Source organism: Phenylobacterium sp. (assembly GCF_041919955.1).
Lineage (GTDB): Bacteria > Pseudomonadota > Alphaproteobacteria > Caulobacterales > Caulobacteraceae > Phenylobacterium.
Genome location: NZ_JAYRSU010000020.1, coordinates 49168 through 75930, shown reverse-complemented (window position 1 = coordinate 75930; position 26763 = coordinate 49168). Strand labels below are relative to the sequence as shown.

Genomic DNA, 26763 nt, shown 5'->3' with positions numbered 1-26763 from the left:
CCAGGGCCGCTAGCTTCCGGCAAAATTCAAACGAGAGTTTAAATTCCATGTCGATCGAGGCGGTGATCTGGGACTTCGGCGGGGTGTTCACCTCCTCGCCGTTCGAGGCGTTCGCGCGCTACGAGGCCGAGAAGGGCCTGCCCAAGGACCTGATCCGCAAGATCAACTCGACCAATCCCGACACCAACGCCTGGGCGCTGTTCGAGCGCAACGAGATCGACACCCAGGGGTTCGACACGCTGTTCCTCGAGGAGTCGACCGCGCTCGGCCATCCCGTGCCGGGCGCCGACGTCCTGCCCCTGCTGTCGGGGTCGCTGCGGCCGAGGATGGTGGCGGCCCTGAAGGCCTGCAAGGCGCACTTCAAGGTCGGCTGCATCACCAACAACATGGTCACCCACCACAGCCCGGGCGCGGCCGAGCCGCAGCGCGCGGCCGGCGCGATGGGCCAGGTCATGCCGCTGTTCGACCATATCATCGAGAGCTCGAGGGCCGGGGTGCGCAAGCCGGACCCGAAGATCTATCTGATGATGTGTGACGCGCTGAGCGTGAAGCCGCAGGCTTGCGTCTACCTCGATGACCTTGGCATCAACTGCAAGCCGGCGGCCGCGCTGGGCATGAGGGCGATCAAGGTGGTCGATGTCGACCAGACCCTCGCCGAACTCTCGGCCGCCACCGGCCTGGTGTTCGACGAAGAGGAGCTTGCGTGACCCGTCCATCCCGTATCGGCGCCGAGGCGGCGCTGGCCCAGCTTTCCGGCTGGCAGGTCGCAAAGGGTGAGCGGGAGGCGATCTCTCGCACCTATCGCTTCGCCGACTTCAACACCGCCTTTGCGTTCATGACCCGGGTGGCGATACGCGCCGAGCAGCTGGACCACCATCCGGAGTGGTTCAACGTCTACAACCGCGTCGAGGTTATTCTGACAACTCACGACGCCGACGGCGTCACCGAACTGGACGTCAAGCTGGCGAGCTTCATGGACGGGGCGGCCAAGGCGGCCGGCGCCGAGTAGAGCCGGCTAGTTGATCAGCATGGTGCCGAGCAGCAGCTTGGCGCCCTTCTGGCCCAGGATGCGGTCGGCGTCGCGCTGCATGGTGGCGCCCAGCACGTCGGGATTGGGCGGCATGCTCGTGGTCATGCCCGCAGCGTAGATCTGCAGGGTCTGGACGAAGGCCGCGCGCAGCCGCGGCAGGTTCAGTTCGGCCTTTTCGCGCAGCTTGGCGTTCGGGACGTCCAGCCCGACCTCGACGGTCAGCACCCCGCGCCGCCCGTTCGGACGGGTGATGGTGGCGGCCAGGGCTTGGAACTGGATGTAGCTGGTCCCGCCGGACTTCTTTTTCTCGTCCTTCTTGGCGGCGCCGGACGCCATCAGGCCCGGCGAGGCCAGGGCGACGGCGAGGGCGAGGAGGCGGCGACGGTCCATGCGCGACAGCACGCCACATCATGGTTAGAGCTCTCTTTACGAGCTTGGTCGAACAGTGCGGCGACGATTCGAAATTCGCCTCCCAATTCGCCTCCAGGAGCGCCGCCTTTGGCCCGGTTCGCAGCCACCAACCTCGATCTCGACGGCAAGGTGATCCTAGTCACCGGCGGGACGGGGTCGTTCGGCCGCCGCTTCATCGAGACCGTGCTGACCCGGGCCAGGCCGCGCAAGCTGATCGTCTTCTCGCGCGACGAGCTCAAGCAGCACGAAATGCAGATCGACCTGGCCGAGCGGTTCGACCCGGAGGCCCTGCGCTGCATGCGCTTCTTCCTGGGCGACGTGCGTGACCGCGAGCGCCTGACCCTGGCCATGCGGGGGGTCGACATCGTCATTCACGCCGCCGCCCTGAAGCAGGTGCCGGCCGCCGAGTACAATCCCTCGGAGTGCATCCATACCAACATCATGGGCGCCGAGAACGTCGTCTGGGCCTGCCTGAACAACGGGGTGAAGAAGGTCGTCGCGCTATCGACCGACAAAGCCTGCAATCCGGTCAACCTCTACGGGGCGACCAAGCTCGCCTCGGACAAGACCTTTGTGGCGGCCAACAACCTCTCAGGCGACATCGGCACCCGCTATGCGGTGGTGCGATACGGCAATGTGGTCGGATCGCGCGGCTCGGTCGCCCCGCTTTTCCAGCGGCTGATCGCGCGCGGCGCGCGCGAGATGCCGATCACCGACGCGCGCATGACGAGGTTCTGGATCACCCTGAACCAGGGCGTGGACTTCGTGCTCTCCTCGCTCGACATGATGCGTGGCGGCGAGATCTTCGTGCCCAAGATTCCCTCGATGAAGATGACCGACCTGGCCGAGGCGATGGCGCCGGGCGTTCCGATCAGGATCATCGGCATCCGCCCCGGCGAGAAATTGCACGAAATGATGATCTCGGCGGACGACGCGCGCACGACGGTGGACCTGGGCGATCGCTACGCCATCGAGCCGGCCTTCGTGGAGTTCTCGCGCGAGGCCTACGCGAAGACCCGACCCCTGGTGGACGAGGGCTTCTCCTACGCCAGCGACACCAATGACGAGTGGCTATCGGGCGAGGGACTGCTTTCCCTGCTGGCTGACGGCGCCCCGGACCAGCGCCGTCGCCGGGCGACCGACTGATGCTGCCCTACGGCCGCCAGACCATCGAGGATGACGACATCGCGGCCGTCGCCGAGGCGCTGCGCGGCGACTTCCTGACCACCGGCCCGACGGTCGAGGCGTTCGAGCGGGCCTTCGCCGAAAAGGTCGGGGCGCGCCACGCCGTGGCCTGCGCCAACGGCACCGCGGCCCTGCATCTGGCCATGCTGGCGCTGGAGGTGCAGCCGGGCGAGACGATCATCGCCCCGTCTATCACCTTCCTGGCCACGGCCAATTGCGCGCGCTTCGTCGGCGCAGAGGTGGTGTTCGCGGACGTCGACCCTGATACCGGCCTGATGACGCCGGCGACTCTCGCCGACGCGCTCAAGCGCCTGGAGGGCCGTCGGCTGCGGGCGGTGCTGCCTGTGCACCTGCGCGGCGACGCCGCCGACCTGGCTGGGCTGAAAGACCTGGCCCAGGGCGCTGGCGCGGTGCTGGTCGAGGACGCCCCCCACGCGCTCGGCACGACCGTGAAATTCGGCAATTCCGCCGGAACGATCGGCGACTGCGCCTATTCGGCCATGGCCACCTTCTCGTTCCATCCGGTGAAGACCATCGCCACCGGCGAGGGCGGCATGGTCACCACCAACGACGCGCGATTGGCCGAACGCCTGCGCCGTCTGCGCACGCACGGCATGGTGCGGCCGGAGGGTGGCGACCCGTGGTGGTACGAGATGCCCGAGGTCGGCTTCAACTACCGCTTGCCCGACATCCTCTGCGCGCTCGGCCTCTCCCAACTGGCCAAGCTCGACCGCTTCGCCGCCCGGCGCCGCATCCTGGCCGCCCGCTATCACGAGGCCCTGGCGCCGCTGGCGCCGCTTGTCCGTCCGGCCGTCCGCCCCGAATGGAGCGATCCGGTGCTGCACCTGATGGTCGCCCTGATCGACTTCGCCGCCGCCGGCCAAACCCGCCGCCAGGTGGTCGAGGCGCTGAAGGCCCGCGAGGTCGGGACCCAGGTCCACTACATCCCCGTCCATACCCAGCCCTATTATCGCGAGCGCTACGGCGAATTCGACCTGCCCGGCGCAAGCGCCTGGTACGACCGCTGCCTGTCGTTGCCGCTCTATCCGGGCATGGAAGAGGGCGACGTCGACCGCGTGGTCGAGGCCCTGCGCGAGGTGCTCGGGCTTTAGGATCGGATCCTAGGCGGCGATGCCGAGTTGGGTGATCAGTTCGCGGATCGGCGCCATGCGCTCGGGATGTTCGGCCAGCTCCGATCGGGTTTCTTCGGCGCGCGCCATGCGCACCGCTTCCTGGCGGGCGCGGTCGGCGGCAGGACCGAGCGGCGCGGTCTCGCCGGCGGCGAGGCGCAGCATCAGCAGCAACTTCTGTCCGGCCGAGGCAGGGGTGCGCGCGAGCGTCGGCACCAGGCGGGCGTCGGCCTCGACCATGCCGCCGACATCGCCGATCTTGCTCTGGATCGGCGCGTAGTCCTCAGGGGCCAGGCCGCCGCGCGCCACGGCCCTTTGCAGCACGGCCAGCTTCTGCAGCTTCACCGCGGCGGTGTCCGGGCCGTAGCGGAATTCCTTCTCGAAGCGCAGGGCCGCGACACCGGCGGCCAGGTAGCGGCCCGCCTGACGCTTGTTGGCGCCGCCGATAACGTTCTCGACCAGCCAGATCAGCGCCTCGATCTCCTCGCGGGCGGTGCGCTCTCCGCCGCCGAGATAGGCCTCGACGAAGTCGCTGGTGACCAGGGTGCGCGAGCGGTGGACGAAGGCCTCCTGCACGTCGTCGACGTTGAGCAGCGCCCCGGCGCCGGCCGCCGCGGTCAGGGCCATGGCCAGGCCGCGCATGATCTCGATCTCACCGGTGGCGTCGCCGGGCCGCAGGCGGCGGGGGCCCAGCAGCTCGCGCACCACGCGCCGGGCGATGGCCGCCCGCACGCTCTGGAAGTCCTCGCCGGCCAGCCACTTCGACAGGCGCATGGCGGCCTCGGACTGCGGCGGCATGATCTTGACGACGGACGGCTCGATCCGCATCAGGGCATCGACCGTGTCGCAGGCCGCCAGACGGGTCATGGCGGCGAGCTGGCCGCCCAGGTCCAGGTTCTGGCCGATGATGTTGTCGAGTCCGGACTTGGAGCCGAGAATCTCGGCCAAGGGCTGCTCGACGGTCTGCAGAGCCAGTGCGCGCGGCGGTCCAGTGACCGGGGCTGCGTCGGCCAGATCGAGCAGGCGCGACACCTTCTCCGACCACGACTTCGCCGGAGCGATGGAGGCGGCGACACCGGCGCCCAGCAGATAGGCGCGCTCCGGTTCGTGAGCGACCCGCTCGGCCGCGCGGGCGAACCCTTCCTTGTCGAGGTTGGGCATATTGCCCTTGCGGGCGTCCTTCAGCAGCCGATCGACCGCGCGCTCGACGAGGCCGGTGAAGGTGCGGATCAGTTCGTGCACGGTCAGGCCGCGGGCCTGGGCCTCGGGAATGGCGACCTTCTGGATTGCGTGCTGCAGGTCGGTGCCGGAGGCCTCCAGCTCCTCGACCAGGTCGGCCCGATGCAGAAGTTCGAACGGGGTGGCGCCCTTGCGCTCCAGCCAGCCTTCCAGCAGCCGCCCGATCCGCTCGCGTGCGTGGACCGTGTAGAGATCCTGCGGGGCCACGCACAGCGGCTCCTGGTTCTCCACGACCTTCTTGGGTTTCACCGCCTCGGTGGCGCCCTTGCTGAGGATCGAGACAGACTTGAATTCGCGCGTTTCGGGGTCGAGCGTCTCCTTGGTGACGCGGACGGCCGCAACCTTGCCATTGGCCAGCAGTTCTTCGGCCGTGGCGACGACGGCGGTGCGGTTTTCCGACGCCATGTCCAGGGTCCAGGGACCGCCGGGGACGCGCCTGATGAAGAGTTCGTAGTGGACTTGCTGGCCGTGCACGCGCGGAGTTCCTTGCAGACAGCCGATCTTGCACCAACAAGCTTAATGCTCGTTTATCGCAACATTCGACGAACGCCGGTTCTTGCGGACGCTTTGCGCGCCGTTTGCCGCACCCGCCCCATTGAGGCCATGCTGACAGGCGATTAGCTATGGAAGCTCGGCTGAAGGAACGACAGAGACATATGGCCAAGATCACCCTGGTGGACGACGACGAGAACATCGTCACGTCGGTCAGCCTCGCCCTCGAAAGCCATGGCCACGAGGTCAAGGCCTATTATGACGGCGCTTCCGGGCTGGCTGCGCTCGAGAACGAGCCGCCGGACCTGGCGATCCTTGATGTGAAGATGCCGCGTATGGACGGCATGGAAGTGCTGCGCCGCCTGCGCCGGACGTCCGACCTGCCGGTGATCATCCTGACCTCGAAGGACGAGGAGATCGATGAGATCCTCGGCTTCAACCTCGGCGCGGACGACTACATGCACAAGCCGTTCAGCCAGCGGCTGCTGCTCGAGCGTGTGAAGGCGGTCCTGCGCCGCGCCGGGGTCGAGGGCGAGCCGCCGGCCGCCGCGGGCGGCGAGGAAGGCGCCTCGCGGCCGCTGAAGCGCGGCAAGCTGACTCTCGATCCGGCCCGCCACGACTGCCTGTGGGACGGCAAGCCGGTCAAGCTGACGGTGACCGAGTTCCTGCTGCTGCAGTCGCTTGCCCAGCGGCCCGGCTTCGTGAAGAGCCGCGACAACCTGATGGACGCGGCCTACGACGATCAGGTCTATGTCGACGACCGCACCATCGACAGCCATATCAAGCGGATGCGAAAGAAGTTCCGCGAGGTCGACCCCGAGTTCGACGCGATCGAAACCCTGTATGGCGTCGGATACAGATACCGCGAAGCCTGACCCGAAGACCGAAGCGCGCCGCCGCAGGCCGCCGCGCGCGCCCTCGCTCTTCAGCTGGCTGCCAGGCTCGCGCCTGGGGCGGCTCATCATCCTGCTCAACGTTCTGGGCCTGGCGATCATCATCGCCGGTTCGCTGTTGCTGAACGAGCTGCGGCGCGGCCTGGTGGGCGCACGGATCGACAGCCTGACGACCCAGGGCGAGCTGATCGTCAACGTGATCAACCGCGCCGCCACGGTCGGGGAGCCGACGCCCGAGCTGGACTCCCAGGCCGCGAGCGAAATCCTGCAGATGCTGTCGAACCCGCGCTCGCAGCGGGCGCGCCTGTTCGACGCCAAGGGCAATCTGATCGCCGACAGCTACTGGGTCGCCGACCGGGTGGAATGGAAGGTGCTGCCGCCAGCCCGACCGCGCGACGACCAGAACGGCCTGGCCCTGGACCTGAAGATCGGCCGGCCGCCGCCGCCCATAGCGCCCGCCGCCCAGCGCGCCCTGATGACCGAGGTCGGCCAGGCCCTGGCCGGCGCCCATGTCGCCGGGATGCGACGCACCGAAGACGGCGAGCGGGTGGTCTCGGTCTCGATCCCGATCCAACACGTGCAGGCGGTGCTGGGCGTGCTGACGCTTGAGGCCAGCGACGTGGACGAGATCATCCGGCGCGAGCGTCAGGCGCTGGCGCCGTTCATCCTGATCGCCATCTTCGTCAGCCTGACCTCGTCGATCCTGCTGAACAATCTGATCGCCCAACCGGTGCGGATGCTGGCCCGCGCCGCCGACCGCGTGCGGATGTCGCGGGCGCGGGCGATCTCGCTGCCACAGCTGGCGCATCGCGACGACGAGATCGGCGACCTGACCGTCTCGCTTGAAGACATGACCCAGTCCCTGTCCGAGCGGATGGACGCCATCGAGCGGTTCGCCGCCGACGTCGCCCACGAGATCAAGAATCCGCTGACCTCGCTGCGCTCGGCGGTCGAGACTCTGGACCTGGTCAAGGATCCCGCGGCGCGAGAGCGGCTGATGGCGATCCTCAAGAACGACATCCAGCGGCTCGACCGGCTGGTGACCGATATCTCAAACGCCTCGCGTCTCGACGCCGAGCTGTCGCGCGAGGACCTGCGCGCTCTCGATCTCGGCCGCCTGGTCGGGGAGGTGATCCAGCTCTACCAGGACACCACCAAGCCCGGCGAACCGAGCCTCGCCTACAGCGCGCCCGAGACCCTGGAGCCGATCATGGTGTCGGGGCGCGAGGGGCCGCTGGGCCAGTTGCTGCGCAACCTGATCGACAACGCCCGCTCGTTCAGCCCGGCCGGCGGCGAGGTGCGGGTGACGCTGGAGCGTGGCCGCGGCGAGGCGATCCTGACGGTCGAGGACGACGGGCCGGGGATCCCGTCAGACAACCTCGAGACCATCTTCGAGCGGTTCTACACCTCGCGGCCCAAGGGCGCGGCCTTCGGCGGCAATTCGGGCCTGGGGCTGTCGATCGCCCGCCAGATCGCCGGCGCGCAGGGCGGGACGATCCGGGCGGAAAACCGCATCGACGCCGAGGGCGCAGTCCAGGGCGCGCGCTTCATAGTGGTCCTGCCCGAGGCGCGCCGATGATCGCACATGCGGGCCTGATCGCCCGGAGGCTGGAGGGCGTCTGGAAGGGGGTGCTGATCGTCGGCGCCTCGGGCGCGGGCAAGAGCGACCTCACGCTGCGGGCTCTGGGCGAGGGCTTCCGGCTGGTGGCCGACGACCGGGTCGTGGTCTGGGCCAGCGGCGGGACGCTCTACGGCCGCGCGCCGGAAACCCTGGCCGGCCTGATCGAGGCGCGGGGCGTCGGAATCCAGGTCGAGCCGGCGATCAACTTTTGTCGCATCGCCCTTTCCGTCCGCTGCGGACCATACGAGCGTATGCCCGAGCCGGATTTCGAGGAGTATGCAGGGTTGAGCATACCGACGATTTCAATCGAACCGTTCGAGGCTTCCGCGCCTGCGAAGCTTGGTCGCGCGCTGCAACATCTTGGAGCCGGCGCGGAAGGAGCGTATCAAGACGCCCTCGCGGCCCCGCCGCGGCCGGGTGGGGATTCCCGTTGAGAGATTTGGCATGATCGGGCTCGTGATCGTCACGCACGGGCGACTGGCCGAAGAGTTCGTCTTCGCGATGGAGCACGTGGTGGGACCGCAGGCTGCGGTCGCGGCCATCTGCATCGGCCCGGAAGACGATATGGAGAAGCGCCGCAAGGACATCCTGGCGGCGTGCGAAGCCGTCGATTCCGGCGCGGGCGTCATTCTGCTGACCGACATGTTCGGCGGCACGCCGTCGAACCTGGCCATTTCGGTGATGGAGCAGACCAAGGCCGAGGTCATCGCCGGCCTCAACCTGCCCATGCTGATCAAGCTGGCCTCGGTGCGGACGCGCCAGAGCCTCGAAGACTGCGTCGCCTGCGCCCAGGAGGCCGGCCGCAAGTACATCTCCGTCGCTTCCTACGTGCTGGCCGGCGAAAAGTGACCGCGGAACAGACTGTCGAGATCATCAACAAGCGCGGCCTGCATGCGCGGGCCTCGGCCAAGTTCGTCAAGCTGGCCGCGACCTTCGACGCCGAGGTGAAGGTCAGCAAGGACGGCCAGTGCGTCGACGCCCGCTCGATCATGGGGCTGATGATGCTCGCGGCCGGTCCGGGCAGCGCCATCGACATCCAGGCCGAGGGCTCGGAAGCCAAGGCCGCGGTCGACGCTCTGGCGGCGCTGGTGGCCGCGAGGTTCGACGAGGACGAGTAGTCCTCGCCTCTCGCCTCAGGTCTTGAGCTTGTAGCCGGTGCGGAAGATCGCCCAGATCGCCGCCAGGCAGACCAGCACGAAGCCGAAGGTGGCCAGGAGGCTCCAGCCGACGCCGACGTCGGAGATGCCGTAGAAGCTCCAGCGGAAGCCCGAGACTAGGTAGACCACCGGGTTGAAGAGGGTGATCTTCTGCCAGATCTCCGGCAGCATGCTGATCGAATAGAAGCTGCCCCCCAGGAACGTCAGCGGGGTGACGATCATCATCGGCACGATCTGCAGCTTCTCCCAGCCGTCCGCCCAGACTCCGATCACGAAGCCGAGCAGGCTGAAGGCCACCGAGGTCAGGATCAGGAAGCCGATCATCCAGACCGGATGGGCGATGCTGAAGTCCACGAACAGCCGCGCGGTCGCCAGGATCAGCAGGCCGAGGATCACAGACTTGGTGGCGGCCGCCCCGACATAGCCGATCACGATCTCGAAGGCCGAGATCGGCGCCGACAGCACCTCGTAGATGGTCCCCGAGAAGCGGGGCATGTAGATGCCGAACGAGGCGTTCATGATGCTCTCGGTCAGGATCGACAGCATGATCAGACCCGGCACGATGAAGGCGCCGTAGCTGATCCCCTCGATCTCGACCATTCGCGAGCCGATCGCCGACCCGAAGACGATGAAATAGAGCGAGGTCGAGATCACCGGCGAGGCGATCGACTGCATGAGCGTGCGCCAGGTGCGCGCCAGCTCGAACTTGTAGATGGCCTTGATGGCGTAGAGGTTCATGGCCGGCCCCTCACCAGGCTGACGAAGATTTCCTCCAGCGAGCTTTCCTCGGTGCGGAGGTCCTTGAAGTCGATCCCGGCCGCGCCAAGCTGGCGCAGAAGGGCGGCGATGCCGGTGTCCTGGCTCTGGGCGTCGAAGGTGTAGACAAGCTCGTGACCATCGCCGGCGAGCGCGAGCTGATAGTCCTCGAGCCCGGCCGGGATCGCGGTCAGCGGCTCCTGCAGGTGCAGGGTCAGCTGCTTCTTGCCCAGCTTGCGCATGAGCACGTCCTTGTCCTCGACCAGGATGATTTCGCCCTTGCTGATCACCCCGATCCGGTCGGCCATCTCCTCGGCCTCCTCGATGTAGTGGGTGGTCAGGATAATGGTGACGCCGCTCTCCCGAAGGCCGCGGACCATCTCCCACATGTCGCGGCGCAGCTCGACATCGACGCCGGCGGTGGGCTCGTCGAGGAACAGGATGCGCGGCTCGTGGCTGAGCGCCTTGGCGATCATCACCCGGCGCTTCATGCCGCCGGAGAGCGCCATGATCTTGCTGTCCTTCTTGTCCCAGAGCGACAGGTCGCGAAGGATCTTCTCGATATGGGCCGGGTTCGGCGACTTGCCGAACAGGCCGCGGCTGAACTTCACCGTGTCGAGCACGGTCTCGAAGGCGTCGGTGGTCAGCTCCTGCGGCACAAGGCCGATCTTGGAGCGGGCGGCGCGATAGTCGGCGACGATGTCGTGGCCGTCCGCGGTCACCTTGCCCCCCGTGGCGTTGACGATGCCGCAGACGATGCTGATCAACGTGGTCTTGCCCGCGCCGTTCGGGCCCAGAAGGGCGAAGATCTCGCCCTGCCGGATGTCCAGGTCGATATTCTTGAGGGCCTGGAAGCCCCCGGCATAGGTCTTGTTCAGACCGGATACGGATATGATCGGCTGCACGCGGGCCCCTCTGCGTCGTCGCCCTCGCCAGATAGGCAGGGGGCGAGGCTCAAGCTAGCCCAAGGACGCACGAACCTGTCAGCATCCGACAGGCCTCAGGCCTTGATGTCGAGCAGCCCGCCGTTCTTTTCCTGCGCCTGCTCGACCTTCGTGCGGATCGTCTCTTCGATCTTCCGCTCGATTTCCTGCCGCTTCTCCGTGCTCATGCCCTTCAGGTCCTCTTCCTTGAGGCCCATGGAATCGAGGATCGAGGCGCGCATCTGCTGGGCCGGGGTCATCCGGGCGCGGTCGAGCAGCTCGGTCTTGGTCTTGCTGTGCTCGGCCTCGGGCGCGGCGAAGAAGCCGGTCTGCTGGGGCTTGGCCTGCCCCGTCTTGGCCGAGCCGAAGAGGGCGGCGAGGGGATTGGAGTTGGAAACCTGCATGGGGGACTCCTGGCGGACCCGCCCGTGTCTGCAAGTTGTGTGCGCGCCAGCAGCAAAACCACAGCGCGTAATTTCAAGGGTTTAGCAGAAGTGGGGGTTTGCGCCGGGCAGGCTTGGCCTTGCAGTTTTTGCCGCCCGGCGCCGTTTCCTCAGGAGATCAGGCCGGCATGGTCATCGGCTTGAGGCCGAGATCGGCCATCAGCGCCGCGTCGGTGTCCTTGTCCGGATTGGAGGTGGTCAGCAGCTTGCCGCCGATGAACATCGAGTTGGCGCCGGCCAGGAAGCAGAGCGCCTGCAGTTCGCGGCTCATGTGCTCGCGACCCGCCGACAGGCGCACCACGGTCTTCGGGCAGACGATGCGGGCCACCGCGATCATCCGCACGAACTCCAGCGGATCGACCGCCTCGGAGTCCCCCAACGGCGTGCCGGGGATCGGCATCAGGTCGTTGATCGGCAGCGAGTTCGGATGCTCGGGCAGGGTGGCGAGGGCGTGCAGCAGGCCGGCGCGGTCGGTCCGCGTCTCGCCCATGCCGACGATGCCGCCGCAGCAGGTCGACATGCCGACGCTGCGGACCGCTTCCAGGGTGTCCAGCCGGTCCTGGTAGGTCCGGGTGGTGACGACCTTGTCGTAGTAGTCCGGGCCCGTGTCGAGGTTGTGGTTGTAGTAGTCGAGGCCGGCGTCCTTCAGGGCCTGGGCCTGGTCGCGGGTGAGCATGCCCAAGGTGGCGCAGGTCTCCAGGCCCAGGGCCTTCACGCCCGAGATCATCGCCGCCACCTTCGGCACGTCGCGGTCCTTCAGGTCACGCCAGGCCGCGCCCATGCAGAAGCGCTGGGCGCCGCCGGCCTTGGCGTCCATCGCCGCAGCGATGACGGCGGTGGCGTCCATCAGCTTGCTGGCCGGCACGCCGGTCTCGAAGTGCTGGCTCTGGCTGCAATAGCCGCAGTTCTCGGCGCAGCCGCCGGTCTTGACGCTGAGCAGCTGCGAAAGCTGCACTTCGGTCGGGTCGAAATGGGCGCGATGGACTTGCGCCGCGCGGAAAATCAGTTCCGTGAACGGAAGCTCGAACAGGGCCTCGACCTCGACGAGCGTCCAGTCGTATCGGGGTTGTACGGAGTCGACAGGCCGGAAACCTTGAGCGATTGGAGCGTTCATGCGGAGCCTCCTGGACGGCAATGAGCGCCATGCATCGGGCGCCTCACACGGTGGGAGGCAATCGCGCATGGTGGGGAGCGTTTAGCGCATGAGCGCGGGTGAAGACGAGATCGAGTTGAAGTTCTTGTGCGAGCCCGCCGACATCGTGGCGGTGCTGGCTGCGGCGCCGGACGGCGAAACCCAGGAAAAGCAGCTCGTCTCCACCTATTACGACACGCCCCAGGGCGACCTGCGCAAGGCGCGGATCTCGCTGCGCATCCGCGAGGGCGGCGGCAAGCGGGTGCAGACGCTGAAACGCGGCGACGGCTTCGCGCGCGAAGAATACGAGCGGCCGCTGAATGGCGAGGGCTTGGACCTCGACCTGCCGGTCCTGAAGGAGGCGCTTCCGCCGGCCAAGCGCAAGGCCCTGGCGCCGGTCTTCACCGTCCGGGTGCTGCGCCGGCAGCGGACCTTCGAGTTCGGCGGCGCGTCGATCGAACTGGCCGCCGATGAAGGCGAGGTCCAGGCCGGCGAGCGCGCCCGGCGGGTCAGCGAGGTGGAACTGGAGCTGAAGGGCGGCGACTGCGCGCCGTTGTTCGATCTCGCCCGCCAGCTCTCCAAGATCGCGCCGCTCTACCTCTCCTTCGACGGCAAGGCCTCGCAGGGGCAGGGCCTGATCGACGGCACGGATCGCGCGCCGCGCCGGCACGACAAGGCGCCGCTGGCCCGCGGCCTGACCGCGGCCGGCGCCTTTCAGGCCATCGCGCGCAACACCCTGGTGCAGATCGCCGCCAACGGCGCGGTGCTGCGCGAAGCCGACAGCGTCGAGGCGGTGCACCAGCTGCGGGTGGCCGTCCGGCGGTTGCGCAGCGCCATCTCGACCTTCGCCAAGGTGGCCGACGACGGCCAGGCCGAGGCGATCAAGTCCGAACTGAAGTGGCTGGCCGGCGCGTGCGACGAGGCCCGCGACCTGGACGTCTTCGCCGAGGGCGCGGCCGCGCTGGATATTGCCGGGCTCGACCTCTCGCCGCTCGCGCCGATGATCGAAACCGCCCGCGCCCGGGCCCACGCCAAGGCCTGTGCGGCCGTCGCATCGGGCCGGTTCCGCGACCTTGTGCTGGAGGCCACCGCCTGGGTCGAGACCGGCCCCTGGCTGAGCGCCGGCGGCAAGGCCAGCGCCAAGCGCCGCGAAGGTCCCGCCCAGCGCTTTGCGGCCAAGGCTCTGGAACGGCGGCGCAAGGCCCTGCTGGCCCTGGCCGCCGACCTGAAGGGCAGCGACGACGCCGCTCGCCACGAGGCGCGGATCGCGGCGAAGAAGTTGCGCTATGCAGCCGAAGCTTTCGCGCCGCTGTTCGACGGCGACAGCAAGCGGTTCATCAAGCTGCTGAAGCAGCTCCAGGAGCATCTCGGCGCCATCAACGACGTGGCGGTGGCCCAGGCGCTGGTCGAGCGGCTGCGCCTGAAGGGGCAGGCCCTGGCCGTCGCGCGCCAGATCGTCGCCGCCCGACAGGCCGGAAAGGCTCGGGCGGTGAAGGCCTCGGCCAAGGCGATGGATCGGCTGGTCGAGGCGCCGGTGTTCTGGGTCATATAAAGAAGTCTTTATATGTTTGTTGCCCGATAGGCCCGCCCCGGCTATAGAGCCTTCAAACACACTCTCCCACAGGACCGCACGATGACCGACTATGTCGTGAAAGACATCGCCCTGGCCGACTTCGGCCGCAAGGAAATCGCCATCGCCGAGACCGAGATGCCCGGCCTGATGGCCGTGCGCGCCGAGTTCGGCAAGGACCAGCCGCTGAAGGGCGCCCGCATCGCCGGCTCCCTCCACATGACCATCCAGACCGCCGTGCTGATCCAGACGCTGGAAGCGCTCGGCGCCGAGGTGCGCTGGGCCTCGTGCAACATCTTCTCCACCCAGGACCACGCCGCTGCGGCGATCGCCGCCAACGGCACGCCGGTCTTCGCGATCAAGGGCGAGAACCTGGTCGAGTACTGGGAATACGCCCACCGGATCTTCGAATGGGCCGATGGCGGCTATCCGAACCTGATCCTCGACGACGGCGGCGACGCCACCCTGCTCTGCGTGCTCGGCCCGAAGGCCGAGAAGGACCCGTCGGTCCTGAACAACCCGCAGAACGAGGAAGAAGAAGCGCTCTACACGGTGATGAAGCGCTACCTGAAGGAAAAGCCGGGCTTCTACTCGGCCATCCGCGACTCTATCGGCGGCGTGTCTGAGGAAACCACCACGGGCGTGCACCGCCTGTACCAGATGGCCGAACGCGGCGAGCTGCCGTTCCCGGCGATCAACGTCAACGACAGCGTCACCAAGTCGAAGTTCGACAACCTCTACGGCTGCCGTGAGAGCCTGGTGGACGCCATCCGCCGCGGCACCGACGTCATGCTGTCGGGCAAGGTCGCGGTGGTGCTGGGCTATGGAGACGTGGGCAAGGGCTCGGCCGCTTCGCTCCGCAACGGCGGCGCTCGCGTGATCGTCACCGAGATCGACCCGATCTGCGCCCTGCAGGCGGCCATGGAAGGCTATGAAGTCCAGACCATGGACGATGTCGCCGACAAGGCCGACATCTTCGTCACCGCCACTGGCAACAAGGACGTCCTGACGGTCGACCACATGCGTCGGATGCGCAACAACGCCATCGTCTGCAACATCGGCCACTTCGACTCCGAAATTCAGATCGCGGGCCTGCGCAACTTCAAGTGGGACGAGATCAAGCCGCAGGTCCACCACGTGGAATTCCCGGACGGCAAGAAGATCATCGTGCTGTCGGAAGGCCGCCTGGTGAACCTCGGCAACGCCACCGGCCACCCGAGCTTCGTGATGAGCGCCTCGTTCACCAACCAGACCCTGGCGCAGATCGAGCTGTGGACCAACAAGGCCAAGTACGAGACCAAGGTCTACACTCTGCCCAAGCATCTCGACGAGAAGGTCGCCTTCCTCCACCTGGAGAAGCTGGGCGCCAAGCTCACGACCCTCTCCAAGGACCAAGCCGACTATATCGGCGTGCCGCAGGCCGGACCGTTCAAGCCGGACCACTACCGCTACTAGGATCTCTCCAGCATCGCCCTCGGCCGAAAGGCCGGGGGCGACGTTCTTTGGTGGCCCCGCCTTCGGGGCTCGGCTAAGCAAGTTCGCCATGCCGCTCGCGCTGATCATGTCCAGCCACGTCGCCGCCAGTCATGTCGGCGGGACCGCCCAGGCCAGCGCCCTTTCCGCCTTCAAGATCGACGCCATGGTGGTGCCGACCGTGCTCTATGGCCGCCATCCCGGCTGGGGGCCGCCCGGCGGCGCCAAGGTCGAGCCGGCTGTGATCGAAGGCATGCTGGCCGGCATCGAGGCCAACAAGCTGTTCGGCCAGACAGATCTGGTGCTGACCGGCTATTTCGCCTTTCCCGAACAGGTGGCGGCCGCCGCCCAGGCGATCGACGCCGTTCGCGGCGCCAAGCGCAAAGGCTATGGCGGCGAGGCCGCCCGCCAGCCGGTGGTGATCGTCGATCCCACCCTGGGCGACGCCGGCAAGGGTCTCTATGTGCCGACCGATGTGGCGCAGGCGGTGGTCGAGAATCTGGTCCCGCGCGCCGATATCGTGGCGCCCAACCTCTGGGAGCTGTCGTATCTGACCGGCGAGGACGTGCGCAATGTCGACGAGGCGCTGGTCGCCGCGCGCCGGCTGGGAAAGCCGGCCTTGGTGTCGTCCGTCGTCCGCGGCAAGGAGATCGGCGTGATCTATGTCGACGGGCCCGAAGCCTGGCTCGCGGCTCATCCGCGCCAGCCGGCCGCGCCCAAGGGCACAGGCGACCTGCTGAGCGCGCTGTTCGGGGCGGCCCTTCTGGACGGCCTCACCCCCTCCTATGCGCTGGGTCGGGCGGTCGGCGGGGTGGCCGAGATCGTGGCCGCGGCCCAGGGCGCCAGGAGCGCCGAACTTCCCATCGTCGCCATGGCCCAGCGGCTGAAGGCGGCTTCCCCCAGCGTGCGATTGGAGCGCCTGACGTGACCCCCCAGATCCACGGCGTCTGCGCCGAGCGCTTCGCCGGCGTCCGCGCCGCCTTCGAGGCCAATTTCGAGAGCGGCGAGGAACTGGGCGCGCGTTTCTGTCTGGTGCAGGCCGGCGAGGTCGTGGTCGATCTCTGGGCTGGTTTCGCCGACCGTCAGCGCACGCGGGCCTTCGATGACCGGACGCTGACGGCCGTGTTCTCGACCACCAAGGCGGTGGCCGCGCTGCTGATCGCGCGGCTGGTGGACGCCGGAAAGCTCGACTACGGCCAGCGCGTCGCCGAGGTGTGGCCGGAATTCGGACAGGCCGGGAAGCAGGACATCACTGTCGAACAGGTGATGAGCCACCAGGAAGGCCTGTCGGGCTTTCCCGACGAGATGGACCCGGCTCTGTGGTTCGATTGGGACGCCATTTGCGAGAAGCTCGCCGCCATGGCCCCGCTGTGGCCGCCCGGCAGCGCCAGCGGCTATCACCCGATCACCTTTGGCTATCTGGCCGGCGAAATTTTCCGCCGCGTGGATGGGCGGACCATGGGAACGGCCCTGCGCGAGGATTTGGCCGGCCCGCTGGACCTCGATCTCTGGATCGGCCTGCCGGACGCCCAGCACGGCCGCGTCGCCGATCTGCAGCGCCCGAACGGCCTGCCGAACTTCGGCGAGGTGAACGCCGCGACCAAGGCCGCCTTCCTGACGCCTTGGTCCTCGCCGGCCGGCCGCGGCCAGGCCGAGTGGCGGCGGATCGAAATCCCCTCGGCCAATGGCCATGCGACCGCCCAGGCCCTGGCGCGGCTGATGGGAGCGCTGGCCAATGGCGGCTGGCTGGACGGCGAGACCATCCTGTCGCCGTCCCTGATCGCCGAGGCCAGCCGCGAGCGCATCCATGGCCGGGACCTGGTTCTTCCCTTCGTGATGAGCTGGGGCGCGGGCTTCATGCGTAACGCCCCGGTAAAGGTCTGGGGGCCGGGCGAAGCGACCTTCGGCCATTCCGGCTGGGGCGGCTCCTGCGCCTTTGCAGATCCCGAAACGGGCCTCGCCGGGGCTTATGTGATGAACAAGCAGTCGACCGACCTGATCGGCGATGCGCGCGCCAGGCGGCTGATCGAAGCGGCCTACGCCGCGCTCTGACCTAGGCCGCCGCCAGCGTCCGGCTGCGCCGCCACGCGCCGAAGGCGAACACAGCAGCCCCGCCCCAGATGAAGGCGAACGAGACGCCGCGCAGGGGGGTGAACGGTTCTCCCTGCAGGACGCCCATGACGAAGGTCATGCTGGGGGCGATGAACTGCAGGAAGCCCATGGCCGAGAAGGGGATGCGCCGCGCCGCCCACGAGAACATCATCAGCGGCAGGGCGGTCATCGGGCCGCAGGCCAGCAGCCAGAGCGCGGGCGACGGGCCGGCGGTGAAGTGGCCCTGGCCGCGGCTTTCCAGCCAGCCGATCAGGAACACGCCGGGCAGGGCCAGGATCAGGCACTCGACGAAGAGGCCGGTCTGGGCCTCGGCCGCCACCCGCTTGCGGATGACGCCGTAGGCGCAGAAGCTGGTGGCGAGCGTGAGCGAGACGATCGGCACGTGGCCCAGGGCGAAGGCCTGGATCACCACCCCGACGCCGGCCAGCGCGATCGCCCCCTTGCCGATGGCGTCGAGCCGCTCACGGAAGATGATCGCCCCGGCCGCCATGGCCATCAGCGGATTGATGAAGTAGCCGAGGCTGGTCTCCAGCACCCGGCCGTTGTTCACCGCCCAGATGAAGACCAGCCAGTTGATCGCGATGACGCCGGCCGAGAGCACCAGCCAGGCCAGGGTGCGCCGGTCGCGCAGCACGCGTCCCAGGTCCTGGGTCTGGCGCGCCAGCACGACGAACAGGAAGGCGGTCGGCACGGCCCAGAGCGTGCGGTGGGCCAGGATCTCCCAGGCGCCGACGCCGATCCTGCCCATCACCTGGAAGGCCAGCGGCACCAGGCCCCAGATGAAGTAGCAGCCGGCGCCGACGGCGAGCGCCGAGCCGTTGATCTGGCCGCTGATCGGCGCGGAAGCGTCCTTGGCCATGGCTGGCCTTTCGAGGTCAGGGGTGCGTGGGGTCGCCCGCGCGACGCGCGGTTCCCTTACCTATGCCGACGGTGCTTTCGGACAAGCCCTTTTCGGCGAAACTCTGGCGATGTTCGGACCTGCCTTCGCCCTTCCGCCCGCCCCGGCTTTCGCCGGGACGAACGGCGGCGTCCGTCAGGCCGCGGTCTTGCTCTTCAGGAGGCCGCGCTCGTGCAGCAGTTGGGCGATCTGCACCGCGTTCAGCGCCGCGCCCTTGCGCAGGTTGTCGGCCACGACCCACAGGTTCAGGCCGTTCTCGACGGTGGGGTCCTTGCGGATGCGCGACACGAAGACAGGGAACTCGCCCTGGGCTTCCTTGGGCGTGATGTAGCCCTTGTCGTTGCGCTGATCGATGACGATCAGGCCAGGGCTCTCGCGCAGGATGTCGCGCGCCTCGTCCTCGTCCAGCGGGTCGTGGAACTCGATGTTCACCGCCTCGGAGTGGCCGACCATCACCGGCACCCGCACGCAAGTGACGGTGAGCTGGATCGACGGGTCGATCATCTTGTGGGTCTCGTTCCACATCTTGGCTTCTTCGTCGGTGTAGCCGTCGTCGTTGAACGACCCGATGAAGGGGATGACGTTGAAGGCGATCTGCTTGGGGAACTTCTTGGGCTCGGGCGCGCCGAGGACGAAGACGCCCTTGGTCTGGTCCCAAAGCTCGTCCATGCCTTCCTTGCCGGCGCCGGACACCGACTGGTAGGTCGAGACCACCACCCGCTTGATCCGCGCGCGGTCGTGCAGCGGCTTCAGCGCCACCACCAGCTGGGCGGTCGAGCAGTTCGGGTTGGCGATGATGTTCTTCTTGCCGGCATAGGCGACGTCGTCGGGGTTCACCTCCGGCACGATCAGCGGCACGTCGGGGTCCATGCGCCAGGCCGAGGAGTTGTCGATGACGATCGGGCCGGCGGCGCCGATCTTCGGCGACCATTCCTTCGAGAACGAACCCGAGACGCTCATCAGCACCACGTCGACGCTGGAAAAGTCGAACTGCTCGACGTCTTCGCACTTGAGGATCTGCTCGCCGAACGAGACCTCGACCCCGATCGACTTGCGGCTGGCGAGCGCGTGAATCTTGGCCACGGGGAATTCGACTTCCTCGAGGATGTTCAGCATTTCACGGCCCACATTGCCTGTGGCGCCGACCACGGCCACCCGATAGCCCATGGCGGTCTCCTTCAATTCCTGCAGCGGAGCGTCCCGTTACGCCCTGTGGTTCCCGTGCGCAAGGCGAGCGGTTCCGTGCGCGGCGTCAGAAGCGCGGGGCGCTGGCACGGCGGTTGCGAGATTGCGGCGGACCCCTGACAGGGAGGAGCGCCATGCACGTCACGCACGATCCGTCCAAACTTCGTTCGCTCGCCGCCCAGCTGATGGAGAATTCCACCACGCAGGCAGGGCAAGCGACTGATAAATCGAAGAAAAGGTCTGCCGCTGGCGTGGGCGGCGCCTCGGCCGCGCAGGATGTCGCGGCCGCCACGGCGGGCGGCGGCGCCCCCCGGTCGCCCCAGGCGCTTTTTTCCGCCCTGGAAAATTCCGCCGGGCGGAAGCTGCGTCCGCAGGGCGGACCCGACAAGCAGTTCGGCGCCGAGACGCTGGACGCGCTGGTCAAGGCGCAGGCGGCGATGGAGGATCTCGCCGGCAAGATCGTCGAACGCCTGGACGCCGACGGCGACGACGCCTTCAGCCTCGACGAACTGAAATCGGCGCTGCCGGGCAAGTCCGGCGAGGCCCCCGGCCGGGCGTCCCGCGCCGAGAAGCTGTTCGAGCGGCTGGACGCCGACGGTGACGGCAAGGTCACCTTAGCCGAGCTGACGTCGCTCTTCGCGCCCAAGCCGGAGGAGGAAGAACCGGCGCCGGTCGAGACCGCCCAGACCGCCGAGACCGCTACCCCGGAGGTCATTGACCCGACTAAGGCAGGAACCACATCTGGCGCCTGAGCAAGCTAGGAGCCGCCGATGACCGCGACGCAGACCGGGATGCCGTTTTCCGACCTCATGGGGGTCGAGATCGTCGAGCGGGACAAGGCGCGGGTCGTCGGGCGGCTGAGCGTGCGCGAGGACCTCTGCACCGCCGGCGGCATCCTGCACGGCGGGGCCTTCATGGCCTTCGCCGACGCCCTGGGCGCGGTGGGCGGGTTCCTGAACCTGCCGCCGGGCGCACGCACCACGACCTTGGAATCCAAGACCAACTTCCTGGGCTCGGCCAAGGTCGGAACGACCGTGACCGGCGAGGCCACGCCCCTGCACATCGGCCGCCGTTCCAGCGTCTGGCAGACCCGCATCACCAATGAGGACGGCAAGCTGCTGGCCCTGGTGCTACAGACGCAGATGACCGTCGAGGCCTAGCCCGCGCCGATGTCCTGCGGGCGTGTCGGGTTGATCAGCGGCGCCCCGGCGAGGTAGCGGCCCAGATTGTCGAGGAAGAGCTGCTCGCCGCGCGCGCCGGTCAGGGCGCCGCGGTTGGAGGCGTGGGGCGTCACCCGGACTTTCGGATGGTCCCAGAACCAGGAGTCGGCCGGCAGCGGCTCGGTCTTGAACACGTCGAGCACGGCATGGGCAGGCTGGTCTCGGTCGAGGCCCGCACGCAGGGCGTCCTCGTCGACCAGGCCTCCGCGGCCGATATTGACCAGGATCGCTCCCGGCTTCATCGCCGCGAAGAAAGCCTCGCCGGCCAGGTCGCGCGTCTCGTCGTTCAGCGCGCAGGCCAGGATCACCACGTCGGCGTGAGGAAGGCGCTGGGGCAACTCCGCCAAGGTGCTGACATGATCGGCCAGGCCTTCGGCCGACGGTGAACGCCGCACCGCCTCGACCTGGGCGCCGAACGCCTTGGCGCGGGTGGCGATCTCGCGGCCGATATTGCCGAAGCCGACGATCAGCCAGCGAGTCTGGCCGACCTCGCGGAAGTTGACCGGCGTCCACTCGCGCGCCCGCTGGTGGGCGGCCTGCCGCTCGATGGGGTGCAGCAGGCTGAGGGCGTGAATGGTCACATACTCGGCGATGGCCGGCGCCTGGGCGCTGGAATTGGTCACGACGAGACCCTCGCGCGCGAGCGGTTTGAACATCGCGTTGTCGAGCCCTGCGAACGCGGTCTGCACCCACCTGGCGTGCGGCGAGGCGGCCAGCCGCGCGAAATAGTCGCCGCCATTGCGGCCGAAGGCGTCGAGGCTCAGCCACCATACATCAGGCCGCACCTCGTCGTCGCGGACCGGGGCGCCCTTGCGGGTCACGCCGCCGTCGGGCTCCAGCACCAGCACGTCGAGGTCGTAAGACATCGACGCCAGTCGATCGGCGATGCGGTCGTAGGAGGCGCGGAGCAGGAGCGTTTGCATGCTCGAACCTTAGCGTCCGATCCCGCCGTCGCAACGTTGCGACAATTGACAATATATTGCTATAAAGGCAATCTATTTCCATGAATCCCTCCGCCGACGCCGTCCTACGGCTGGTCGAGGCCGTCGACATGGCCGCCGGCCGCTTCGCCGAGATCGAGGACCGCCTGCTCGCCGACACCGGTTTCAGCAGCGCCCGGATGCGTGTCGCGGGCGTGCTGGAGGCGGCTGGCGCCGCCCGCACGACCCCTCAGATCGCTCGCAGTCTCGGGCTCAGCCGACAGGCGGTGCAGAGGCTGGCCGACGACCTGGTCGAGCGCGGTCTGGCGGCGTGGTCCGACAACCCGGATCACCGTCGCGCACACCTCCTCGGGCTCACGGAAGAGGGCCGCGAAGCCCATGGCCAGGCCTTGCGGCGAAAGGGTTTGTGGGCCGAAGCCATGGCCGAGGGGCTGACCCCCGCCTGGCTTGCCGTAGCTACCGAACTGCTGGAGCTGATGAGCCGCCGGTCGAGTCTCAAAAAGCGATAGTTGACTCAGTCAATTATCCGGAAAACCCTCTGCGGAGAGGTGATCCATGCTGCCCAGAGACCCGGTTTCCGCCGTTCGCCGCTTCAACCGCTTCTACACCGGCGCCATCGGCGCGCTGGACGAGGCGCACCTCGGATCCCCCTATAATCTGGCCGAGATGCGGGTGCTCTACGAGGTCGCCCAGGCGCCGGGAGGGATCACCCCCAAGGCCCTGGCCGCCGCCAGCGGCATGGACGCCGGCTATCTCAGCCGGGTGCTGAAGCGCTTCGAGCGGCAGGGGCTGATGCAGCGCCAGACCGCGGCCCACGACCGCCGCAGCGTCTCGGTATGGCTGACCTCGGAGGGCATCCATACTTACAACAGCTGGCTCACCGCCGCGCAGGGCGCCGTCGAGAGGCTGATCGCGCCGCTGACGACGGTGCAGAAAGCCAAGCTGACCGGCGCGATGGCGGAGATCGAGAACCTGCTAGGCGCCCCGCCGCCCGGGAAGGTGATCCTGCGCCAACATCGGCCCGGCGACATCGGTTGGGTGGTCCACCGTCACGGCGTGCTCTACGCGCGCGAATACGGCTGGGACGAGCGGTTCGAGGCGCTGGTCGCCCATATCGCCGCCGACTTCGTTCAGAACTTCGATGCCGCGCGCGAGCGTTGCTGGATCGCGGAGCGGGACGGCGAACCCCTGGGTTCGATCTTCCTGGTGCGGGGCGACCTGCCGGGCCAGGCCAAGCTGCGGCTGCTGCTGATCGAACCCGCGGCGCGGGGCCTGGGACTCGGCAAGCGTCTGGTGGCCGAGTGCGTCGCCTTCGCGCGCGCCGCCGGCTATAGCGAGATCACCCTCTGGACCCAGAGCATCCTGACCGCCGCCCGCGGCATCTACGCCGGCGCGGGGTTCGTACTGGTCGAGAGCCGCCCGGATGAGACGGTGGCCAAGGGGCTGATCAGCGAAACCTGGGTGCTGCAACTATAGCCGGTGACAACGCTGTCGGCGGCTCTAGGATCGCGCCCATGCGCAAACCCAATTTCATTGTCATTCTGGCCGACGATCTCGGCTACGGCGACCTTGGCTGCGACGGCGGCAAGGTCATCCGCACCCCCAATCTCGACCGCATGGCCGCCGAGGGCGTGCGGCTGACCGACTTCTACGCCTCGGCCAATGTCTGCACCCCCTCGCGGGCGGGCCTGCTGACCGGCCAGTACGCGATCCGCAACGGCCTGGCGCACGAGGTGCTGCAGCCGGCCGACACCAAGGGACTGCCCCCGGACGCCCTCACCATTCCCACGGCTCTGGGGCCGGACTACGCCAGCGCCTTGATCGGCAAGTGGCACCTCGGCCATGTCGCCCCCCACTGGCCGCCAATGGTCTACGGGTTCGAGCGCTTTTACGGCCTGCCCTACAGCCACGACATGAAGCCCCTGGCGCTCTACGACAACGCCACCGCGCCGATGACCGAGAGCAAGGCGGACTTCACCAAGCTCACCCAGTGGTTCTTCGAGCAGACCGCCGCCTTCGCCGAGCAGAACCGCGAGCGGCCGTTCTTCGTCCTGCTGGCGTTGACTGCGCCGCACATTCCGCTGAAGCCGAATCCCGACGACCTGACCGGATCGCCCGGCGGCGACTACGGCGAGGTGGTCGAGGAGATCGACCTCAATGTCGGGCGGCTGCTGGAGAAGCTGAAGGCGCTCGGCCTGGACGAGGACACCATGGTCGTCTTCACCTCGGACAACGGGCCCTGGTTCGAGGGCTCGTCCGGCCCGTTCCGCGACCGCAAGGGCGGCTCGGCCTGGGACGGTGGTTTCCGCGTACCGTTCATCGCCCGCCAGCCGGGAACCCTGCCGGCCGGGACGGAAAGCTCGGAACTGGCCAGCAATCTCGACCTGCTGCCGACCCTGCGCGCCATGGCCGGCCTGCCGCCCGTCGAGGACCGCGAGCTGGACGGGCGCGACATCTCAGGCGTGCTGAAGGACGGCGCAGCCTCGCCGCACGAGGAGATCGTGCTGTTCAACAACAACCAGGTCGCGGCGATCCGCACGCGGCGCTGGAAGTACGTCGCGCGGTCCTATTACCGGGTCTACGACATCCCGCTGGACCGCTATCCGTTGCTGTTCGACATGCAGGTGGACCCGGGCGAGAACTACAGCATGGCGCGCAACTTCCCGGGCGACGCGGCGGACATGCGCACGCGCCTGGAGCGGGCCAGGGCCAGGTACGAACCGATGGCGGACGCGTTCCCGCCGCACGTGGCGCCGGCCTCGGCGGCCGACCACCCGGACTAGCGGAAGGGTCCTATTTCCGACGCTGCTTGCGCGCGGCGTAGCGGGCGTCCCGCGCGGCCTTCTGGGCGGCGCGGAGCTCCAGCTCGGCGGTCTCGGCGTTGAACGCTTCGATCTCGCGCCGTACGGCGTCGGCCTCGGCCTGGATGCGGCGGCGTTCAGCCCGTTCGGCTTCACGCTTGGCGCGCAGTTCGGCCAGTTCGGCGGCTTTGATGGCGGCGCGGTCGGGTCCTTCGGGGGCCGTGACGGTGGGCTTCACCTTCATCTTGGCCAGAAGGGCCTTTTTGGCTTCGAGGGACGCGGACGCGCGGTCTTGGAAGGAGTTATGCTTCAAATAGCTCATGCGGGCGTCCCCATGTCCTATCCTGCGGAAAATTGCAATCGGGGGATGCTGCGTTTGTTCGCCGCGCATGATCCGTCGCGGGTGCGCGGCCGTACATCGGGGAGGAGGGAAGCATGCATTCTCTGTCCCGCAGATGCATCCTGGCCGGAGCGGCCGTGCTGCTTCCGGCGCCTGAGGCCTCGGCGCAGGCGCCCGCGGCGCAGAAGCTGACCTTCGAGGTCTACCGAAACGGCGCGAAGATCGGTCGGCACGCCATGACGTTCTCGGGCGCGCCGGGCGAGGAGACCGTGCGTACGGATGTCGAAATGCTGGTGCGGCTGGGGCCGGTCCCCGTCTATCGCTACCGTCATTCCGCCGAGGAGCGCTGGTCCCGGGGCCGCTTCGCCAGTCTCCAGACCACCACGAACGGCAACGGAAGGATCATCAAGGTGATGGCGCGCCGCACGGCGGGCGGCGTCATGATCGACGGTCCGGCGGGCAGGGTCTCCGCGCCGCCCCAGGCGGCGCCTCTGACCCACTGGAACCGGGCCGTCCTGCCGGGACCGCTGTTCAATCCTCAGGAGGGCAAGCTGCTGTCGCTGATTGCACGCCGCGGCGCCGTCGAGGCCGTCGTGTTGGCCGACGGCCGAACGATATCGGCTCAGCGCTGGAGCCTGCGCGGAGAGCATCAGATCGACAACTGGTACGACGAGGGCGGCGCCTGGGCCGCCCTCAAGGGCCGCCTCGAGGACGGCTCCCAGATCGAATATCGGCGGCTCTAGAGCGCGGCCAGCACCGCATCGCCCATCTGGACGGTGGTCAGCGTCCCGCCCAGGTCTCGGGTGCGCGCGCCGTCCTCCAGCGCCTTGATTACGCCGGCGTAGAGCTTGTCGGCCGCTTCCGGCCGTCCGAGCGACCAGCGCAGGGCCATCTCCAGCGACAGGATCGCCGCCAGCGGGTTGGCGAGGTTCTGGCCGGCGATGTCCGGGGCCGAGCCGTGGATCGGTTCGTAGAGCCCGGGCTTGCCCGGCGCGCCCAGGGCCGCGGACGGCAGCATGCCGAGCGAGCCGGTCAGCTGGGCCGCGGCGTCGGAGAGGATGTCGCCGAACAGGTTGTCGGTGACCATCACGTCGAACTGCTTGGGGTTCTTGACGATCTGCATGGCCGCGTTGTCAGCCAGGATATGCTCGAGCTCGACATCGGCGAACTCACGCTTGTGCAGGTCGCTGACGACCTCGCGCCACAGAAGACCAGAGTCCATCACGTTCGACTTCTCGGCCGAATGGACCTTGTTGCGACGGCCGCGGGCCAGCTCGAAGGCGACGCGGGCGACGCGCTCGATCTCGGCGGTCGTATAGACCTGGGTGTCGACGGCGCGCTTGCCGCCTTCCGGCAGGTCCTCGATGAAGCGCGGCGAACCGAAATAGATCCCGCCGGTCAACTCGCGGACGATCATGAAGTCCAGCCCCTGGACCAGCTCGCGCTTGAGGCTGGAGGCGTCGGCCAGGGCGTTGAAGCAGAGGGCCGGGCGCAGGTTGGCGAACACCTCCATGCCGGCGCGCAGGTTCAGCAGACCCGCTTCCGGGCGCTTGTCGCGCGGAGCGTCGACCCACTTCGGGCCGCCGACCGCGCCCATCAGCACCGCCGTGGCGGCCTTGGCGGCGGCCAGGGTCTCGTCGGTCAGCGGCAGGCCGTGGGCGTCGTAGCTCGCGCCGCCGAACAGGCGTTCCTCGATGACCAGATCCGGGGTGAGCGCCTCGGCGACGCGTCGGACCTGCGCCGTCACTTCCGGGCCGATGCCGTCGCCGGGCAGGAGCAGCAGGTCAGTCATGTCGAAACCCCCGTTGAGA

Annotated in this window: 30 protein-coding genes; 19 read left to right on the top strand and 11 right to left on the bottom strand. The window is 68.1% G+C overall.

What is annotated here, in order from left to right; all coding sequences use genetic code 11:
- Positions 1–47: 47 nt before the first annotated feature.
- Positions 48–707, top strand: coding sequence for an HAD-IA family hydrolase (locus ACE3T2_RS16330; RefSeq protein WP_374659233.1), 660 nt, complete (start codon positions 48–50; stop codon positions 705–707).
- The gene (locus ACE3T2_RS16325) at positions 704–1009 is read left to right on the top strand and encodes a 4a-hydroxytetrahydrobiopterin dehydratase (RefSeq protein WP_374659231.1); all 306 of its coding nucleotides are present in this window, start codon (positions 704–706) and stop codon (positions 1007–1009) included. Before ACE3T2_RS16330 ends, ACE3T2_RS16325 begins: the two co-directional genes overlap by 4 nt.
- Positions 1010–1015: 6 nt before the next feature.
- Here the strand turns inward: ACE3T2_RS16325 and ACE3T2_RS16320 are convergent, their stop codons facing one another.
- Positions 1016–1420: a hypothetical protein gene (locus ACE3T2_RS16320; protein WP_374659229.1), complete on the bottom strand. Its 405-nt coding sequence runs from the start codon at positions 1418–1420 to the stop codon at positions 1016–1018.
- A 108-nt stretch (positions 1421–1528) separates the two neighbouring features.
- On the opposite strand from ACE3T2_RS16320, the gene pseB reads away from it, so the two are divergent.
- The gene (pseB, locus tag ACE3T2_RS16315; protein WP_374659227.1) at positions 1529–2587 is read left to right on the top strand and encodes a UDP-N-acetylglucosamine 4,6-dehydratase (inverting); all 1059 of its coding nucleotides are present in this window, start codon (positions 1529–1531) and stop codon (positions 2585–2587) included.
- Entirely contained in the window at positions 2587–3738 is a 1152-nt protein-coding gene (gene pseC, locus ACE3T2_RS16310) for a UDP-4-amino-4,6-dideoxy-N-acetyl-beta-L-altrosamine transaminase (protein ID WP_374659225.1), read from the top strand. The genes pseB and pseC overlap by 1 nt, the downstream gene beginning before the upstream one ends.
- A gap of 9 nt (positions 3739–3747) precedes the next feature.
- On the opposite strand, the gene ACE3T2_RS16305 is transcribed toward pseC, so the two are convergent.
- Positions 3748–5469 carry a hypothetical protein gene (locus tag ACE3T2_RS16305; RefSeq protein WP_374659223.1) on the bottom strand — a complete coding sequence of 574 codons (1722 nt, stop codon included), beginning with the start codon at positions 5467–5469 and terminating at the stop codon, positions 3748–3750.
- A gap of 182 nt (positions 5470–5651) precedes the next feature.
- Between ACE3T2_RS16305 and ACE3T2_RS16300 the strand changes: the two genes are divergently transcribed.
- The 5 genes from ACE3T2_RS16300 to ACE3T2_RS16280 are packed head-to-tail and all read left to right on the top strand — an operon-like array spanning position 5652 to position 9119.
- Positions 5652–6362 carry a response regulator transcription factor gene (locus ACE3T2_RS16300; protein ID WP_374659221.1) on the top strand — a complete coding sequence of 237 codons (711 nt, stop codon included), beginning with the start codon at positions 5652–5654 and terminating at the stop codon, positions 6360–6362.
- A complete protein-coding gene (locus ACE3T2_RS16295; RefSeq protein ID WP_374659219.1) occupies positions 6331–7959 on the top strand; it encodes a stimulus-sensing domain-containing protein in 1629 nt (542 codons plus the stop codon). The genes ACE3T2_RS16300 and ACE3T2_RS16295 overlap by 32 nt, the downstream gene beginning before the upstream one ends.
- The gene (locus ACE3T2_RS16290; protein ID WP_374659217.1) at positions 7956–8435 is read left to right on the top strand and encodes an HPr kinase/phosphorylase; all 480 of its coding nucleotides are present in this window, start codon (positions 7956–7958) and stop codon (positions 8433–8435) included. The genes ACE3T2_RS16295 and ACE3T2_RS16290 overlap by 4 nt, the downstream gene beginning before the upstream one ends.
- Before the next feature lie 10 nt (positions 8436–8445).
- Complete coding sequence (locus tag ACE3T2_RS16285) at positions 8446–8850, top strand: PTS sugar transporter subunit IIA (protein WP_374659215.1); 405 nt, start codon at positions 8446–8448, stop codon at positions 8848–8850.
- On the top strand, positions 8847–9119 hold the full coding sequence (locus ACE3T2_RS16280; protein ID WP_374659213.1) for an HPr family phosphocarrier protein: 273 nt from the start codon (positions 8847–8849) through the stop codon (positions 9117–9119). The genes ACE3T2_RS16285 and ACE3T2_RS16280 overlap by 4 nt, the downstream gene beginning before the upstream one ends.
- A gap of 15 nt (positions 9120–9134) precedes the next feature.
- Here the strand turns inward: ACE3T2_RS16280 and ACE3T2_RS16275 are convergent, their stop codons facing one another.
- The 4 genes from ACE3T2_RS16275 to bioB all read right to left on the bottom strand — a co-directional run bounded on the left by ACE3T2_RS16275 (position 9135) and on the right by bioB (position 12394).
- A complete protein-coding gene (locus ACE3T2_RS16275; RefSeq protein ID WP_374659211.1) occupies positions 9135–9896 on the bottom strand; it encodes an ABC transporter permease in 762 nt (253 codons plus the stop codon).
- Positions 9893–10852, bottom strand: coding sequence for an ABC transporter ATP-binding protein (locus ACE3T2_RS16270; RefSeq protein ID WP_374659249.1), 960 nt, complete (start codon positions 10850–10852; stop codon positions 9893–9895). The genes ACE3T2_RS16275 and ACE3T2_RS16270 overlap by 4 nt, the downstream gene beginning before the upstream one ends.
- Before the next feature lie 62 nt (positions 10853–10914).
- Entirely contained in the window at positions 10915–11241 is a 327-nt protein-coding gene (locus tag ACE3T2_RS16265) for a hypothetical protein (RefSeq protein WP_374659209.1), read from the bottom strand.
- A 157-nt stretch (positions 11242–11398) separates the two neighbouring features.
- On the bottom strand, positions 11399–12394 hold the full coding sequence (bioB, locus tag ACE3T2_RS16260; protein ID WP_374659207.1) for a biotin synthase BioB: 996 nt from the start codon (positions 12392–12394) through the stop codon (positions 11399–11401).
- Positions 12395–12482: 88 nt separating this feature from the next.
- Here bioB and ACE3T2_RS16255 point away from each other — a divergent pair, with 88 nt between their 5' ends.
- The 4 genes from ACE3T2_RS16255 to ACE3T2_RS16240 all read left to right on the top strand — a co-directional run bounded on the left by ACE3T2_RS16255 (position 12483) and on the right by ACE3T2_RS16240 (position 17507).
- On the top strand, positions 12483–13964 hold the full coding sequence (locus tag ACE3T2_RS16255; RefSeq protein ID WP_374659205.1) for a CHAD domain-containing protein: 1482 nt from the start codon (positions 12483–12485) through the stop codon (positions 13962–13964).
- An 81-nt stretch (positions 13965–14045) separates the two neighbouring features.
- Positions 14046–15437, top strand: a complete 1392-nt coding sequence (gene ahcY, locus ACE3T2_RS16250) for an adenosylhomocysteinase (protein ID WP_374659203.1) — start codon at positions 14046–14048, stop codon at positions 15435–15437.
- An 88-nt stretch (positions 15438–15525) separates the two neighbouring features.
- Positions 15526–16383, top strand: a complete 858-nt coding sequence (locus ACE3T2_RS16245; RefSeq protein ID WP_374659201.1) for a PfkB family carbohydrate kinase — start codon at positions 15526–15528, stop codon at positions 16381–16383.
- The gene (locus ACE3T2_RS16240; RefSeq protein WP_374659199.1) at positions 16380–17507 is read left to right on the top strand and encodes a serine hydrolase domain-containing protein; all 1128 of its coding nucleotides are present in this window, start codon (positions 16380–16382) and stop codon (positions 17505–17507) included. Before ACE3T2_RS16245 ends, ACE3T2_RS16240 begins: the two co-directional genes overlap by 4 nt.
- 1 nt (position 17508) lies before the next feature.
- Here ACE3T2_RS16240 and rarD read toward each other — a convergent pair whose 3' ends face one another.
- Positions 17509–18426, bottom strand: a complete 918-nt coding sequence (rarD, locus tag ACE3T2_RS16235) for an EamA family transporter RarD (RefSeq protein WP_374659197.1) — start codon at positions 18424–18426, stop codon at positions 17509–17511.
- 174 nt (positions 18427–18600) lie between these two features.
- The gene (locus ACE3T2_RS16230) at positions 18601–19632 is read right to left on the bottom strand and encodes an aspartate-semialdehyde dehydrogenase (RefSeq protein ID WP_374659195.1); all 1032 of its coding nucleotides are present in this window, start codon (positions 19630–19632) and stop codon (positions 18601–18603) included.
- Positions 19633–19784: 152 nt separating this feature from the next.
- Here ACE3T2_RS16230 and ACE3T2_RS16225 point away from each other — a divergent pair, with 152 nt between their 5' ends.
- Positions 19785–20402 (top strand): hypothetical protein, encoded by a 618-nt coding sequence (locus ACE3T2_RS16225; RefSeq protein WP_374659193.1) that lies wholly within the window; start codon positions 19785–19787, stop codon positions 20400–20402.
- An 18-nt stretch (positions 20403–20420) separates the two neighbouring features.
- Positions 20421–20810, top strand: a complete 390-nt coding sequence (locus tag ACE3T2_RS16220) for a PaaI family thioesterase (RefSeq protein WP_374659191.1) — start codon at positions 20421–20423, stop codon at positions 20808–20810.
- On the opposite strand, the gene ACE3T2_RS16215 is transcribed toward ACE3T2_RS16220, so the two are convergent.
- Positions 20807–21793, bottom strand: coding sequence for a D-2-hydroxyacid dehydrogenase (locus ACE3T2_RS16215; protein WP_374659189.1), 987 nt, complete (start codon positions 21791–21793; stop codon positions 20807–20809). The genes ACE3T2_RS16220 and ACE3T2_RS16215 overlap by 4 nt on opposite strands.
- An 80-nt stretch (positions 21794–21873) precedes the next feature.
- Here ACE3T2_RS16215 and ACE3T2_RS16210 point away from each other — a divergent pair, with 80 nt between their 5' ends.
- From ACE3T2_RS16210 to ACE3T2_RS16200, 3 genes are read left to right on the top strand one after another with little or no spacing between them, the layout of a single operon-like run.
- Positions 21874–22320 carry a MarR family winged helix-turn-helix transcriptional regulator gene (locus ACE3T2_RS16210; protein ID WP_374659187.1) on the top strand — a complete coding sequence of 149 codons (447 nt, stop codon included), beginning with the start codon at positions 21874–21876 and terminating at the stop codon, positions 22318–22320.
- Between the two features lie 46 nt (positions 22321–22366).
- Positions 22367–23287 carry a GNAT family N-acetyltransferase gene (locus ACE3T2_RS16205; RefSeq protein ID WP_374659185.1) on the top strand — a complete coding sequence of 307 codons (921 nt, stop codon included), beginning with the start codon at positions 22367–22369 and terminating at the stop codon, positions 23285–23287.
- Between the two features lie 38 nt (positions 23288–23325).
- Positions 23326–24594: a sulfatase gene (locus tag ACE3T2_RS16200; protein WP_374659183.1), complete on the top strand. Its 1269-nt coding sequence runs from the start codon at positions 23326–23328 to the stop codon at positions 24592–24594.
- A 10-nt stretch (positions 24595–24604) separates the two neighbouring features.
- Here the strand turns inward: ACE3T2_RS16200 and ACE3T2_RS16195 are convergent, their stop codons facing one another.
- A complete protein-coding gene (locus tag ACE3T2_RS16195; protein WP_374659181.1) occupies positions 24605–24934 on the bottom strand; it encodes a DUF6481 family protein in 330 nt (109 codons plus the stop codon).
- A gap of 113 nt (positions 24935–25047) precedes the next feature.
- Here ACE3T2_RS16195 and ACE3T2_RS16190 point away from each other — a divergent pair, with 113 nt between their 5' ends.
- Positions 25048–25695 (top strand): DUF6134 family protein, encoded by a 648-nt coding sequence (locus tag ACE3T2_RS16190; protein WP_374659179.1) that lies wholly within the window; start codon positions 25048–25050, stop codon positions 25693–25695.
- Here the strand turns inward: ACE3T2_RS16190 and leuB are convergent.
- Positions 25692–26744 carry a 3-isopropylmalate dehydrogenase gene (leuB, locus tag ACE3T2_RS16185; protein WP_374659177.1) on the bottom strand — a complete coding sequence of 351 codons (1053 nt, stop codon included), beginning with the start codon at positions 26742–26744 and terminating at the stop codon, positions 25692–25694. The genes ACE3T2_RS16190 and leuB overlap by 4 nt on opposite strands.
- Positions 26745–26763 lie beyond the last annotated feature (19 nt).

Coding starts and splice junctions, on each gene's coding strand:
- ACE3T2_RS16330 (WP_374659233.1), top strand. CDS start 48: ATGTCGATCGAGGCGGTGATCTGGGACTTCGGCGGGGTGTTCACCTCC.
- ACE3T2_RS16320 (WP_374659229.1), bottom strand. CDS start 1,420: ATGGACCGTCGCCGCCTCCTCGCCCTCGCCGTCGCCCTGGCCTCGCCG.
- pseC (WP_374659225.1), top strand. CDS start 2,587: ATGCTGCCCTACGGCCGCCAGACCATCGAGGATGACGACATCGCGGCC.
- ACE3T2_RS16300 (WP_374659221.1), top strand. CDS start 5,652: ATGGCCAAGATCACCCTGGTGGACGACGACGAGAACATCGTCACGTCG.
- ACE3T2_RS16295 (WP_374659219.1), top strand. CDS start 6,331: ATGGCGTCGGATACAGATACCGCGAAGCCTGACCCGAAGACCGAAGCG.
- ACE3T2_RS16290 (WP_374659217.1), top strand. CDS start 7,956: ATGATCGCACATGCGGGCCTGATCGCCCGGAGGCTGGAGGGCGTCTGG.
- ACE3T2_RS16285 (WP_374659215.1), top strand. CDS start 8,446: ATGATCGGGCTCGTGATCGTCACGCACGGGCGACTGGCCGAAGAGTTC.
- ACE3T2_RS16275 (WP_374659211.1), bottom strand. CDS start 9,896: ATGAACCTCTACGCCATCAAGGCCATCTACAAGTTCGAGCTGGCGCGC.
- ACE3T2_RS16265 (WP_374659209.1), bottom strand. CDS start 11,241: ATGCAGGTTTCCAACTCCAATCCCCTCGCCGCCCTCTTCGGCTCGGCC.
- bioB (WP_374659207.1), bottom strand. CDS start 12,394: ATGAACGCTCCAATCGCTCAAGGTTTCCGGCCTGTCGACTCCGTACAA.
- ACE3T2_RS16255 (WP_374659205.1), top strand. CDS start 12,483: ATGAGCGCGGGTGAAGACGAGATCGAGTTGAAGTTCTTGTGCGAGCCC.
- ahcY (WP_374659203.1), top strand. CDS start 14,046: ATGACCGACTATGTCGTGAAAGACATCGCCCTGGCCGACTTCGGCCGC.
- ACE3T2_RS16245 (WP_374659201.1), top strand. CDS start 15,526: ATGCCGCTCGCGCTGATCATGTCCAGCCACGTCGCCGCCAGTCATGTC.
- rarD (WP_374659197.1), bottom strand. CDS start 18,426: ATGGCCAAGGACGCTTCCGCGCCGATCAGCGGCCAGATCAACGGCTCG.
- ACE3T2_RS16230 (WP_374659195.1), bottom strand. CDS start 19,632: ATGGGCTATCGGGTGGCCGTGGTCGGCGCCACAGGCAATGTGGGCCGT.
- ACE3T2_RS16225 (WP_374659193.1), top strand. CDS start 19,785: ATGCACGTCACGCACGATCCGTCCAAACTTCGTTCGCTCGCCGCCCAG.
- ACE3T2_RS16220 (WP_374659191.1), top strand. CDS start 20,421: ATGACCGCGACGCAGACCGGGATGCCGTTTTCCGACCTCATGGGGGTC.
- ACE3T2_RS16215 (WP_374659189.1), bottom strand. CDS start 21,793: ATGCAAACGCTCCTGCTCCGCGCCTCCTACGACCGCATCGCCGATCGA.
- ACE3T2_RS16210 (WP_374659187.1), top strand. CDS start 21,874: ATGAATCCCTCCGCCGACGCCGTCCTACGGCTGGTCGAGGCCGTCGAC.
- ACE3T2_RS16205 (WP_374659185.1), top strand. CDS start 22,367: ATGCTGCCCAGAGACCCGGTTTCCGCCGTTCGCCGCTTCAACCGCTTC.
- ACE3T2_RS16200 (WP_374659183.1), top strand. CDS start 23,326: ATGCGCAAACCCAATTTCATTGTCATTCTGGCCGACGATCTCGGCTAC.
- ACE3T2_RS16195 (WP_374659181.1), bottom strand. CDS start 24,934: ATGAGCTATTTGAAGCATAACTCCTTCCAAGACCGCGCGTCCGCGTCC.
- ACE3T2_RS16190 (WP_374659179.1), top strand. CDS start 25,048: ATGCATTCTCTGTCCCGCAGATGCATCCTGGCCGGAGCGGCCGTGCTG.
- leuB (WP_374659177.1), bottom strand. CDS start 26,744: ATGACTGACCTGCTGCTCCTGCCCGGCGACGGCATCGGCCCGGAAGTG.